The 13167-nt window shown below is 58.4% G+C and carries 8 protein-coding genes and 2 pseudogenes; 6 read left to right on the top strand and 4 right to left on the bottom strand.

From position 1 onward, the window contains the following. Nucleotides 1–52: 52 nt before the first annotated feature. The gene (locus ACI77I_RS25600) at nt 53–1006 is read right to left on the bottom strand and encodes a 2-hydroxyacid dehydrogenase (protein WP_094952743.1); all 954 of its coding nucleotides are present in this window, start codon (nt 1004–1006) and stop codon (nt 53–55) included. A gap of 514 nt (nt 1007–1520) precedes the next feature. On the opposite strand from ACI77I_RS25600, the gene ACI77I_RS25595 reads away from it, so the two are divergent. Beyond that, complete coding sequence (locus tag ACI77I_RS25595) at nt 1521–1853, top strand: hypothetical protein (protein WP_094952742.1); 333 nt, start codon at nt 1521–1523, stop codon at nt 1851–1853. Here ACI77I_RS25595 and ACI77I_RS25590 read toward each other — a convergent pair. Together ACI77I_RS25590 and ACI77I_RS25585 are read right to left on the bottom strand one after the other, a co-directional pair. Beyond that, entirely contained in the window at nt 1850–2398 is a 549-nt protein-coding gene (locus tag ACI77I_RS25590) for a cysteine hydrolase family protein (protein WP_406998923.1), read from the bottom strand. The two genes, ACI77I_RS25595 and ACI77I_RS25590, sit on opposite strands and share 4 nt — an antisense overlap. A 301-nt stretch (nt 2399–2699) precedes the next feature. After that, a pseudogene (locus tag ACI77I_RS25585) lies at nt 2700–2886 on the bottom strand (hypothetical protein); the annotation flags it as partial. A gap of 1543 nt (nt 2887–4429) precedes the next feature. On the opposite strand from ACI77I_RS25585, the pseudogene ACI77I_RS25580 reads away from it, so the two are divergent. The 4 genes and pseudogenes from ACI77I_RS25580 to ACI77I_RS25565 all read left to right on the top strand — a co-directional run. Continuing rightward, nucleotides 4430–5416: pseudogene (locus ACI77I_RS25580) on the top strand (methyl-accepting chemotaxis protein); the annotation flags it as partial. 349 nt (nt 5417–5765) lie between these two features. Next, nucleotides 5766–7043 carry a serine/threonine transporter gene (locus ACI77I_RS25575; RefSeq protein WP_406998921.1) on the top strand — a complete coding sequence of 426 codons (1278 nt, stop codon included), beginning with the start codon at nt 5766–5768 and terminating at the stop codon, nt 7041–7043. 201 nt (nt 7044–7244) lie between these two features. Next, on the top strand, nt 7245–7862 hold the full coding sequence (locus ACI77I_RS25570) for a ParB-like protein (RefSeq protein ID WP_242150182.1): 618 nt from the start codon (nt 7245–7247) through the stop codon (nt 7860–7862). Beyond that, the gene (locus tag ACI77I_RS25565; RefSeq protein WP_406998919.1) at nt 7852–9498 is read left to right on the top strand and encodes a SulP family inorganic anion transporter; all 1647 of its coding nucleotides are present in this window, start codon (nt 7852–7854) and stop codon (nt 9496–9498) included. Before ACI77I_RS25570 ends, ACI77I_RS25565 begins: the two co-directional genes overlap by 11 nt. Before the next feature lie 149 nt (nt 9499–9647). Here ACI77I_RS25565 and acnB read toward each other — a convergent pair whose 3' ends face one another. Beyond that, nucleotides 9648–12257, bottom strand: a complete 2610-nt coding sequence (gene acnB / locus ACI77I_RS25560) for a bifunctional aconitate hydratase 2/2-methylisocitrate dehydratase (RefSeq protein ID WP_406998937.1) — start codon at nt 12255–12257, stop codon at nt 9648–9650. A gap of 396 nt (nt 12258–12653) precedes the next feature. Between acnB and ACI77I_RS25555 the strand changes: the two genes are divergently transcribed. Continuing rightward, entirely contained in the window at nt 12654–13124 is a 471-nt protein-coding gene (locus ACI77I_RS25555) for a DUF1289 domain-containing protein (RefSeq protein ID WP_094953656.1), read from the top strand. Nucleotides 13125–13167: the final 43 nt, after the last annotated feature.

The following is a 13167-nucleotide window of genomic DNA, read 5'->3' as shown; positions in this document are numbered from 1 at the left end:
AGCATACCCGCAGAGCAGTGTAGTCAGGTTTCGCGTCGGTGCTGGCTAAACGCTATTGTTTGCGTGGCGGCAGGTTTACGGGTGTAAGCACGGGCCGACCGGCGAAATACTCCACCAAGTTGTCGGCCACGCGCTGCACGGTGTCGTGGGCGGCTTCCGGCGACAGGCCAGCGACATGCGAGGTGAGCACGGTATTGCTCAGGCGCTTGAGGGCATCGGGCACTTTGGGTTCGTCGTCGAACACGTCCAGCGCTGCACCGCCGATACGCCGTTGCTCAAGAGCTGCCACCAGATCGTCGGTCACCACCACACTGCCGCGCCCGATGTTCACCAGGTAGCCGTTCGGCCCCAGCGCGTCCAAGGCGTGGCGATCAATCAGGTGACGGGTGCTCGCACCGCCGGGTGTGGCCAGTATCAGAAAATCCGAGGTGCGCGCCAATTCCACGGCGGTGGCGCAGTAGGTGTAGTCCACATCATCGCGGGGCTGGCGGTTGTGATAACTCACCTCCATGCCGAAGCCCAGGGCCGCACGCTTGGCGATCTCGATGCCCACCGCGCCGAGCCCCAGAATGCCCAGTTGCTTGCCGCCCAGGGAAGGGCGCATCACCTTTGGCCACTCGCTGCGCCGCACGGCCGCGTCGTTCTGGGGAATACCGCGCACCAGTGACAGCAGCAACGCCATGGCGTGGTCGGCCACCGACGGCGCATTCACCCCGGCGCCGTTGGTCACCACGATCCCACGGTTGCTCGCCGCCTGCAGGTCCACATGCTCGTAGCCGGCACCGATCACGCAGATGATCTCCAGCAGCGGCAGTGCGGCGATTTCCTCGGCATACAGCCCCAGCGGGCCACGGGTCAGCACCGCCTTGATCTGCCCACCGTGGGCCTTGATCGCCTGGGCGCGTTCCGCCGGCGTCGGCGCCAGAATCACATGAAAATCATTGCTCTCGATGATTTGCAGGTATTCGTTGATGGTTTCAACCAGGACCAGAACAGTGGTGGTCATCGGAAGGCTCTTCCTGAAGGGTTTGAGAGGATGAGTATGCGGGATTTGTAAGACGGAACGTTTTGTTCAGATAGAAAATTTTCTTCTTTCGTAAGGCCATTCTGAATTTACAGACCGCCCATCCAGGACCTATTTACTGCGCCAGACTTTGTCGACTTTCCCTTCAGCAGAGACGACATGGGTGCTTGTTCCTGCCACACACGATGAGATCGAATCGACACCTTACGGTTACAAACACAGCCCCTCAACGCTGGTGCCGTGGAATGCGGTGATTGCGAATACGCTTGTCGGCCCAGCCAAGTACAGGCCCAGCATCGCTATTGAAATGCTTGAGAGAGAGGCCTATAAAAAATGGCATACCCACCACGAATGGAAAGCCTTGGAGAGTGATGGAGTTTCCATACTGCGTAGGCGCCAGTCAGGGCAAGCTCAGTCGCTGGGTTCGGATCGAGCTGAGTGCCGGCGCTGTTCACGGTCATCCCATTTCTGAACAGGAATTCAGGAGGTTAACAAATTGATCCCGCTTAATTTTACCGGCGGCACGGTCACCCATGATGATCTGTCGCGCTTGCAGGATGTAGCCGTGGCAAGGCAAACCGGGCTGCTGAAGGAAGATATGCTCCAAGTGGAATTCGCTGGGGGGTTGTTACTGGATGTGGGTTGGTACCCGGAATTTGATGCCACTGGCGGGTTTCGTATAAATGTCATCAAGAACTACGACTGGGACCTGCCTGTTCTTGTGCTGACCGCCCATGAGACTGCCGAGCTGGTCGAAAAACTGGATATTGCGCAGAACGCCATCAATGGTGAACTGCGCAATGCAAGTCTCGGGGTTTCGACTGTTTAGCTGGATAGCTGAGCGTTTTGGCTCCAGGCAACATCGATCGCCTTGACCCGCTTTACGAACGCCCCCGCCAGGGTCGCATTGTGATGCGCGATGATTGCTTCGGCTGACAGTAGTGGGGTTTCCATGCAGGTATGGCCATCCTCCGGCAACACCACTGAAAACCCCAACTCAGCCGCCACTCGGCAGGTGGTGTCGATGCAGAACTGCGTTTTCATCCCCACAATCACCAGTTCATCCACCTGCTTCGCCGCCAGTTGCTGCGCCAGATCGGTGCCTAGAAAGCAGCTGGGGCGGGTTTTATTGAACAGGTGGTCGCGGGCCTCGTCGACATTCAGCTCGGGCAAGAGCTGCCAGAGAGGGCTGCCGGCTTCAATCGGTGAGCCGGCAGGGCCGGTGTGGCGGGCCACGAAGATCGGCGCGTTGGTTGTGCGGGCGCGCTGGATCAGTTGGTTGATGGTACCCAGCACGCGTTCGCGTTCGAAGGGTTTGTCCGGGCCATCGTATAAACCGTTTTGCATATCGATGATCAGCAGGGCGTTTGCCATGGTCTTGCTCCTTGCAGTGGCCAGGTGGCGGGGCAATAAAAAGGCCCCGTCCATTGCTGGCGGGGCCTTGGGTTGTATCCGGGATGTTTCTAGCTCAAGCACCCACAGCAACCGCACGACCCGCCATAAGCGGTCGTGGTGGTGGTGCGAGTGAGGCACAGCTGAATAAGGTTCATGGCCCGATCATGCTGGCGTGGTCGCGCGGCTGTCAACGGTCGCTTCCGAATTCTTCACGGGCAGCAGCTTGGTTCGTGTGGCTTCCAGGAATTCGTCTGACGGGCCACTGCCGCACGCGCCAGGGTGACTTCTGCCAGGCGCAGGACGATGACCTGCCCGATGCCCATGGTTATATTCCAACTGACGACTTCCACTCCGGCAGGAGGAAATACTGCGTGAAACTCCTGCTTGGCCAGTTGTGCTTTCAGTGCGCTTAACGGCCGTGACTGATCATGTTTAAGAAACACCGTTAACATGACCGCGTTATCAGACTTTGGTGGTCAACCACTGAGGGGAAGAGGCCAGCGTATAGACGTCTGATCCTGGCTCCCCTTGTTTTGCGTAAGTTTCGGGTGAGCTAAATATTCCAGCAAGAAACAGTCCGGCAAAAACCGTAGTGAGTCTTTGTATTGTTAGAGCGCCTGAAGGTGTTAAATAAGAATCATTTTTTTGCACTCGGTGAGGGTTGGGGAGTAGTTAGGAACTCAGACGCTGCTCAACAGGTATGTGTATTTCCGTAACATGTATATACAGCTGTTGTTGCGGATTCTTGGTTTGGAAAAGTATGTCTGAATTTTTTATTTGGCTCTTTTTGAAAGTTTGGAGTTATAAGGGGGGCTCCGATAAACGTGTCGCACCGCGTCGGCAGGTGGAAAACGCGGCCGATGCGCCATGTATTAAGGGCGTTTTCGCCAGGCCTTCCGTGTTAAGTGCGCAACTCGCCCATACCCAGCAGCTGTTTTCCAGCCCTCCACCGGTTTGACAGGCCGAACAGCGTGGTCAACCCAACAGCGGGATCACATCGAAGCGTGCTGAAAATACCTGCTTAGCAATCGCTATGTCTTCAATAGGCGCCTAATACCTCACTATTAATCTGTTCGCGTCCTAGTGCTGCGTTGTCAAGTGATGGTTGCAACTATTCATGAATTAAAAATTACCTGAGCACCCGACTTGCGCCTAGACTCCGATATGTCACTGCATAGCTTCTGCTAATGATCCGAGAATTGCCGCCGTTGTGTGGCTTGGTTTTGTCCCCTCCCTAGGACTCATAGCGCTATGAACGCAGCTAAAACATCGCGGACGCTTTACGGCTTGTTGATTCTGATCGCCATAACATTCGTGGCTTTGGTTTATACGTTTTACTCGATAAAGCTCTCCTCCAAGGACTTATTGGTCTCCAGCGAAAAGCGCTACCACTCTTACTTACTGGCAGATGAGTTGCGGCAGAGTTCTGATGACCTGACGCGGTTGGCCCGAACTTATGCCGTCACGGCCGATCCTGAGTACGAACGCGAATACCTGCAGGTTCTGCAGATCCGCAACGGTAAAGCCCCTAGACCTGAGGGATACCATCGAATCTACTGGGATTTTGTTGCTGCCGGCAATCTGAAACCAAGGCCAGATGGTGAAACAGTTGCATTGAATGAGCTCATGCGTCGTGCGGGCTTCAACGATGTCGAGTTTGCGAGGCTTAAAGAGGCTCAGGATAAATCCGACGGTTTGGTCCAGCTTGAAACCAAGGCAATGAATGCCGTCAAAGGTAAATTCATTGACCCTCAGGGCACTTACTCAATCAACGCTGCACCTGATTTGGCGTTGGCGCGTGACCTGTTGCACGGCCGCGAATATCACCAGTTCAAAGGGCAAATCATGAAGCCCGTTGACGAGTTTTTCGGCTTGGTGGAGGAACGTACCGATCAACAGGTCACCGTCGCGGATAATACGCTGTCTCTGTTCCAGAACCTGTTTATTGCCGTGCTCCTGGCGTTGATCCTGGAAATTGCTCTGTTGGTTATGCTCGGGCGAAAGCAAATGCTAGCGCAACTGGGTGGTACACCCGCTGTGCTGGATAAGATTTTGAGCGAAATCGCCAATGGCAACCTCGGGGTTCTGATTCCCGACGCGCCCGCCAATAGCGCGATGTCTAGTGTCCGGGTGATGAGTACAAAGCTCAGGGAGCTGATCGGCCAAGCACTGGTAACCAGCGCACAACTCAATGTCGCGGTTGGCCAAGTCACGCAGGTTGTTGAAGGGACGGCCGAGAGAGCGGTGCAGCAAAATGAGATGACCGATATGGTCGCCACGGCGGTGCATGAAATGGGCCTGACGGTGCAAGAGATTGCACGTAATGCCAGCAGCGCAGCGGAGGCCTCAAACAGCGCTCGCTCCGAAGCTCAACAGGCCAGCCAAATGGTTGGCAGTTCGACGGTGCATATCGAGCAAATGGCCGACGGCATTGGCCATGCAGCAAAATCGGTCAGTGCGTTGGCCGAACAAATAGCGACGATTGATCAGGTGCTGGCCGTTATTCGTGGGATATCGCAGCAGACCAATCTGTTGGCCCTGAACGCTGCTATTGAGGCTGCCAGGGCAGGGGAGATGGGCCGAGGTTTTGCGGTTGTTGCTGACGAGGTGCGCACGCTTGCTGGACGTACTCAGGGTTCTACTGACGAAATTCAGGGGATCATCCAGAACCTCAAGCAAGGCGCGGAGGCCGCAGTCAGCTCAATGAGTTCTGGCCAAGCAGCCACCGGTACCGGTGTTGAGGCGAGCGAAAGTACCAACCGCTTGCTGCAAACTATCTCCAGCCAGATTGAGCACATCAGCGATATGAACCGCCAAGTGGCGACTGCCACGGAAGAGCAATCGTCAGTAACAGAGGAGATCAATCGTAATGTACAGGGGATCGCCGACCTTGCAACCACCACCAATAGCGAGGTGCAACGCTGTCGCGAAGATTGTCGTACGCTGCGTGGGCTATCCGAAAACCTGACGAAGCAGATGGGTAGTTTTCGGCTCTAAATGTCGGCTCTTTTTTGAACGCCGTTTTGCTGAAGGTGTTTAAAAGGGAAGCTTCAATTTCACCGATTCGCAAGGGTTCATCTCCCCCTCCATACGGCAGAAAGTCCAAGATTTCTGTCGTTGTGAGGCCAGCTAACCTAGGATCGTGAAGATAGTCCAAAAATCCTGAAACCGTGTGAAACCGTCGCCTGCGGCCGCCCTTGAACGGCCGCACCGCATAACCACTCCTCAGCTAAGTCTTTGCTTATTCACGAGAATCCCGGACAATCGCGCGCTTGTTATGGCTGGGGCGCTGCCTGTCAGGTTTTTCTGACTCGTCCCGGCTGTGGAAATGCGGAGATCCGACCGGATGAATGATCAGGCCAATAGCGTCGACGAACGCTATGCAACGACACCTGCAACCCTCACAAGCTGGAGCCGCCAGGACACTACCTGGATGCTCGGGCTGTTCGGCACCGCCATCGGCGCCGGCACTTTGTTCTTGCCTATCAACGCGGGCCTCGGGGGCTTCTGGCCGCTGGTGATCCTGGCATTGCTGGCCTTCCCGATGACGTTCTTTGCCCACCGCGGCCTGACCCGTTTCGTCCTGTCCGGCCGTGAAGGCTCCGACATTACCGACGTGGTTGAAGAACATTTCGGCGTTAAGGCCGGTGCGCTGATCACCTTGCTGTACTTCTTCGCGATCTTCCCGATCCTGCTGATCTACAGCGTGGCGCTGACCAACACGGTCAGCAGCTTTATGGAACACCAACTGCACATCATGCCGCCGCCACGCGCGATCCTGGCGTTTGTGCTGATCCTCGGCCTGTTGGCCGTGGTGCGTTGTGGCGAGCAAGTGATCGTTAAGGCCATGAGCCTGATGGTGTATCCGTTTATCGTCGCCTTGCTGTTCCTGGCGGTGTACCTCATCCCGCATTGGACCGGTGGCATCCTCAGTACCGCCAATCAAGTCCCGGCCCCCTCGGCGTTGCTCAACACGCTGTGGCTGGCGATTCCGGTGATGGTGTTCTCGTTCAACCATTCGCCGATCATCTCGGCCTTCGCGGTGGACCAGAAGCGCCAGTACGGCGCCAACGCCGATGAGCGCAGCTCGCAGATCCTGTGCCGCGCGCACCTGTTGATGGTGGTGATGGTGCTGTTCTTCGTGTTCAGCTGCGTGCTGACCTTGTCGCCGGCGCAGTTGGCCGAAGCGAAAGCGCAGAACCTGTCGATCCTGTCGTACCTGGCCAACCACTTCGATAACCCGACCATCGCCTTCGCCGCGCCGTTGATTGCGTTCGTAGCGATTGCCAAGTCGTTCCTGGGCCACTACATCGGCGCCAGTGAAGGCCTCAAGGGCCTGGTGCTCAAGACCGGTCGCCGCCCGGCGGCCAAGTCTCTGGACCGCATGACCGCTGCCTTCATGCTGGTGGTGTGCTGGATCGTCGCCACGCTCAACCCAAGCATCCTCGGCATGATCGAGACCCTGGGCGGCCCAATCATCGCGTCGATCCTGTTCCTGATGCCGATGTACGCGATCCGCAAGGTGCCGGCCATGGCCAAGTACCGTGGGCAGGCGTCCAACGTGTTTGTCACCGCCGTAGGCTTGGTCGCGATTACCGCGTTGATCTATTCGCTGCTGTCCTGAAGGCAGCATGGGCTGCTTGTGAGCGCTGTTGTGGCGAGCGGGCCGGCAAGCCCGCTCGCCACAAAGGATCTGTTGTAGCGGGTTGCACACAACAAGGTCGATTCGCGTACTGCGCGAATCGGCTTTTTTTTGCGTACGAAAAAATCGGCCCGGCAATGCGGGCTAAGCTGTCGGCTTATTGGTTCCCTTTTGGAGACACTCATGGCCCGGCCCCGTCCGCAACTGGTCACAAGCAAGCTGGAAAAGTTGCACCCCACTCAATTGACGGTGGGCATGGCTGAAGTCGCCAGCAAACGTGAGGCCTGGACCAAGCTCAAGCGCAAGGAGCGCGCCGCTGCGCTCGACAAGCACTGGTTTCCTTGTGTACTGGGGCCGGACGGGCGCTATTACATCACCGACCATCACCATTTCGGCCTGGCGCTGTTGCTGGAAGACGTCAAAAGCGTGTCGCTGCTGATGCTCAAGGACTTGTCGTTCGTGGAGCGCAGCACGTTCTGGAATGTCATGGCGTTCAATCAATGGGTGCACCCCTATGATGCGCGCGGCCTGCGGCGTACCTATGAAGCCATTCCGCGCAAGATTACTGACCTGCAGGACGACCCTTACCGCAGCCTCGCGGGCCTGTTGCGCACGGCCGGTGGTTACGCCAAGGACGCGACACCGTTCAGCGAGTTCCTGTGGGCGGATTTCTTCCGTAGCCGTATTGGCAGCGATGTGGTCAGCCAGTTAAACGCCAAGCTGCTGGGTAAGGCCATGACCCTGGCGCGCAGCCAGGAAGCACGCTATTTGCCAGGATGGGTTGGTTCGATTGAAAACTGAAAGCATTCCGCCGGCTGTTGCACCGAACAATCGTACACAAGACATCCTCGCCGGTTTATCCATTGCCGGTTTGCTGCTGCCCGAAGCCGTGGCGTATTCCAGCATCGCTGCGCTGCCGCCCCAGGCGGGTGTTATCGCTTTGTTTGCCGGGCTGGTGTGTTACGGCCTGTTCGGCACCAGCCGTTTTGCAATTGTCTCGGCCACCTCGTCCTCGGCGGCGGTATTGGCGGCAGCCACTTCAAGTCTGGCGGGTGATGATCCCGCGCTGAGGCTGTCCCTGGCATTCGGGCTGGTGCTGATCACTGGGGTACTCTTCTTGCTGGCCGGGCTGTTCAAGCTCGGCGGCGTGACGTCGTTTATCGCTAAACCCGTACTGCGCGGGTTTGCCTTCGGCCTGGCGCTGACCATCATCCTCAAGCAGCTGGCCAGCGTGGTCGGTGTGCACCTGAGCGACAACAACCTGATCCGTTTTCTGCCGCAGCTGATGGAGCAGCTACCGCGTTGGAACTGGGCGGCGGCGCTGGTCGCGGCGGCGGCATTGTTGGTGTTGTGGCTGTGCGCGCGTATTCCGCGCCTGCCGGGCGGGCTGCTGGTGGTGATCCTGGGAATCATCGTCGGGCAGTACCTGGACCTGCAGGCCCACGGTGTGGGCTTGATCGGCATGATCGACCTGCGTTTGGAGTTGGGGCATTTGCCGGTTCTGCCATTCGCCGACTGGCTGCGCCTGGGCGAGTTGGCGTTTGCCTTGGTCATGATCTTGTATGCGGAGTCCTACGGCTCCATCAGTTCGTTCGCGCTTAAACATGGCGACCGGGTGTCATCCAATCGTGACTTGCTGGCGCTGGGTGCGGCGAACCTGATATCCGGGTTGTTTCACGGCATGCCGGCCGGCGCGGGCTATTCGGCAACCTCGGCCAATGAGGCGGCCGGCGCGGGCTCGCGTTTTGCCGGCATCGTTGCGGCGTTGGTGGTGTTGGTGATCGTGTTGACGGTGTTGCCGTATGTCGCGTTGACGCCGGAGCCGGTGCTTGCGGCTATCGTCATCTACGCGTTGGGCCGTGGTTTGAGCCTGCAGCCCCTGGGGCGCTACTTTGTGTGGCGGCGCGACCGGTTGCTGGTGATCTGTGCTGTGGCGGCGGTGTTGGTGCTGGGCGTGCTGGATGGCTTGCTGGTGTCGGTCGCGATCAGCGTGGTGCTGATGCTACGCCAGATGTCGGCGGCCGAAATCCAGGTGCTTGGGCGCCTGGGCGACAGTCATGATTTTGTTGATTGTCAGCATCATGCCGATGCAGTGGCGGTGCCCGGCCTGTTGATCGTGCGGCCCAGCGAGGCGCTGTTCTTTGCGAATGCCGAGCGCATCCTGGGTGCGGCGTTGCGCCTGATGCGTCAGTCAAAAGTCGAGACGGTGGTGCTGAGCCTGGAGGAGTCGCCCGACCTGGACGGCACCAGTATCGAAGCGCTGGCGGCGTTTTTTGCGCAGGTGCGCGGGGAGGGCAAGCGCTTGGTGCTGGCGCGCGTACGGCATGAGGCGCTGGAAGTGCTGCAAGCCTTGCCGGAAGCGGTTGCGCCACAGGTCCTGCTCAGTGGGTTGAGCGTTGACGGCGCTGTGCAGTTGGCGCTGCAGACCCGGCCCTGAGTGTGCTGAGCGTGACGCAGAGCGTCACATCCCTCTGTGGCGAGCCGACAAGCCCGCTCCCACAGGTGTTTTGGGGTGGAGGCTGTATTCCAGGCATAAAAAACGCCGCGTACCTTGCGATACGCGGCGTCTTTTACATCAACACACCCTTAGGCTTGAAGCACCGGGATGTTTGCGCTTGCTGCGATTTTACGGAACTCGGCGATCTGGTCGAAGTTCAGGTAGCGATAAACTTCGCCGGACATGGTGTCCAGCTTGGCCGCGTAGCCCATGTACTCTTCGACGGTCGGCAGGCGACCCAAGGTGGAGGAGACTGCCGCCAGCTCAGCCGAAGCCAAGTAAACGTTAGCGCCATCACCCAGACGGTTCGGGAAGTTACGGGTCGAGGTCGACACAACGGTCGAGTTCGGCTCTACCCGTGCCTGGTTACCCATGCACAGCGAGCAGCCCGGCATTTCCATGCGCGCGCCAGCTTTGCCGTAAATGCCGTAGTAGCCTTCTTCGGTCAGTTGGTGAGCGTCCATCTTGGTCGGCGGCGACAGCCACAGACGGGTTGGCAGCTGACCCTTGACCTGTTCCAGCAACTTACCGGCCGCGCGGAAGTGACCGATGTTGGTCATGCACGAACCGATGAACACTTCGTCGATCTTCTCGCCGGCAACACTGGACAACAGACGGGCATCGTCCGGGTCGTTTGGTGCGCAGAGGATTGGCTCGTTGATTTCAGCCAGGTCGATCTCGATGATTTCAGCGTATTCCGCGTCGGCATCGGCTTCCAGCAAGTCAGGGTTGGCAACCCAGGCTTCCATCGCTTGGGCACGACGTTCCAGGGTACGTGCATCGCCGTAGCCTTCGCCGATCATCCAGCGCAGCAGGGTGATGTTGGAGTTCAGGTACTCGGTAACCGAATCTTTCGACAGCTTGATGGTGCAACCGGCAGCCGAACGTTCAGCCGAGGCGTCGGACAGCTCGAAAGCTTGTTCCAGCGTCAAGTCGTTCAGGCCTTCGATCTCCAGGATGCGGCCGGAGAAGGCGTTCTTCTTGCCTTTCTTCTCTACAGTCAGCAGGCCAGCCTGGATCGCGTAGTAAGGAATGGCGTGAACCAGGTCACGCAGGGTGATGCCAGGTTGCATTTTGCCTTTGAAGCGCACCAGGATCGATTCCGGCATGTCCAGTGGCATAACGCCAGTGGCTGCGGCAAATGCGACCAGGCCAGAACCGGCCGGGAACGAGATGCCCATCGGGAAACGGGTGTGGGAGTCACCACCGGTACCGACGGTGTCCGGCAGCAGCATGCGGTTCAGCCAGCTGTGGATGATGCCGTCGCCTGGACGCAGCGATACACCGCCACGGGTCATGATGAAGTCAGGCAGGGTGTGGTGGGTGGTCACGTCGATCGGCTTAGGGTAAGCCGCGGTGTGGCAGAACGACTGCATCACCAGATCGGTCGAGAAGCCCAGGCACGCCAGGTCTTTCAGTTCGTCACGGGTCATAGGACCGGTGGTGTCCTGGGAGCCCACGGTGGTCATCTTCGGCTCGCAGTAGGTGCCAGGACGAACGCCTTTGCCTTCTGCCAGACCGCATGCGCGACCCACCATTTTCTGCGCCAGGGTAAAGCCCTTGTCGCTCTCAGCCGGAGCTTCCGGCAGCTTGAACAGGGTCGAAGGCGGCAGGCCGAGTTCAGTACGTGCCTTCTCGGTCAGGCCACGGCCGATGATCAGCGGGATACGGCCGCCGGCACGGACTTCGTCCAACAGTACCGGGGTCTTCATTTCGAAGGTGGTCAGGACTTCATCGGTGCCGTGTTTGCAGACTTTGCCAGCATGCGGGTACAGGTCGATCACGTCGCCCATGTTCATGTTGGTAACGTCGAACTCGATTGGCAGTGCGCCGGCATCTTCCATGGTGTTGTAGAAGATTGGAGCGATCTTGCTGCCGAAGCAGAAACCGCCAGCACGCTTGTTCGGCACGTAAGGAACGTCGTCGCCGAAGAACCACAGTACCGAGTTGGTTGCCGATTTACGCGAGGAGCCAGTACCGACCACGTCACCGACGTAGGCGATTGGGAAACCTTGGCCGCGCATCTCTTCGATCTGCTTCATCGGGCCGGTCTTGCCTTGCTCGTCCGGCACGATGCCTTCGCGCGCCATTTTCAGCATGGCCAGGGCGTGCAGCGGGATGTCAGGGCGGGACCAGGCGTCCGGGGCAGGGGACAGGTCGTCGGTGTTGGTTTCGCCGGTGACCTTGAACACGCTCAGGCTGATCTTGTCGGCCAGGGTCGGGCGGTTCTTGAACCACTCGCCGTCAGCCCAGGACTGCAGCACGGCTTTAGCGTGTTCGTTGCCGTTCTTGGCTTTTTCGGCCACGTCGTGGAACGCATCGAACATCAGCAGGGTGTGCTTGAGTTGGGCAGCAGCGACAGGCGCCAGCGTGGCGTCGTCCAGCAGCTCGACCAACGTCACGATGTTGTAGCCGCCTTGCATGGTGCCGAGCAGTTCAACAGCGCGTTTTTTGTCGATCAGGGGGGAAGTGGCTTCGCCCTTGGCCAGGGCAGACAGGAAACCGGCCTTGACGTAGGCAGCTTCGTCAACGCCTGGTGGAATGCGGTTGGTGATCAGGTCAACGAGGAATTCTTCTTCGCCAGCCGGGGGGTTTTTCAGCAGCTCGACCAGGCCTGCGGTTTGTTCGGCGTTAAGCGGCTGGGGAACGATACCCAGTGCTGCACGCTCTTCGATATGTTTGCGGTAGGCTTCAAGCACAGTTATTACCCTCATCAGTGGTCCCACGGGACGCTCATCCAGAAATGAACGGCACGCATGCGCTCGGGGGCTTTTTGGGCCGCAAAGCCAGCGCTGCCGGCATTCCTCACAGAAGCTGCTTTCAAAGTTTTACGCCTGCAGAACGGAGCTGATGAGGGTTGGCGCTGGCATTTACCTACCGGGTAATAACCATCGCCAACACCGTTCTGAAGGAACGACTGTGCTCGTGACGCTTTGAAAACAGCTTCCAGCGGATTATTGGCGCCTTACAAGGCCGGATGATTCTACGGCAAAAAAAATCTAAAGGTAAGTTGCCTAACCAAGTTTGCTGGGTGATCAACCTTAGACAAAGGGCTAACATGACGCATCGTTTCGCTGAGTTGTGTGCCGCTGCCCATGTCCAACCAAACCATCAAGACCCCCTGCGTCGGCCTGTGCTCCACGGTCTACGGCGATCTGGTATGCCGAGGCTGCAAGCGCTTCCACCACGAAGTGATCCAGTGGAACGGCTATAACGAAGAGGAAAAACGTGCGGTATGGCTGCGGCTTGAGCAGCTGTTGGTGCAGGTGATGGCCGGCAAACTGGAGGTTTTCGACCCCAAGATGCTGCGCGGGCAGTTGGAGCAGCGCAAGATTCGCTTTGTGCCGCACCAGTCCGAATACTGCTGGGCCTACCAGTTGATCGCCCGCGGCGCGCGGGTGATTTCCAACCTGGAGGCCTATGGCATGGTGCTGATGCCGGAGTTTCGCGATTGGGCGTTGCCGGAACTGCGCGATGCGATTGATCGGGAGTTTTTTATCCTGTCGGAGGCGCATTACCAGCGCTATATCGCCCCGGGCTTTTTGAAAGACGCGCTGGGACGCTGACTGAGGCGGTCAATGTGGGGGCTGGCTTGTTGGATCGCCGCAT

The organism is Pseudomonas sp. D47 (assembly GCF_045447305.1).
GTDB lineage: Bacteria > Pseudomonadota > Gammaproteobacteria > Pseudomonadales > Pseudomonadaceae > Aquipseudomonas.
This window is presented reverse-complemented; position numbering and strand designations above follow the sequence as displayed.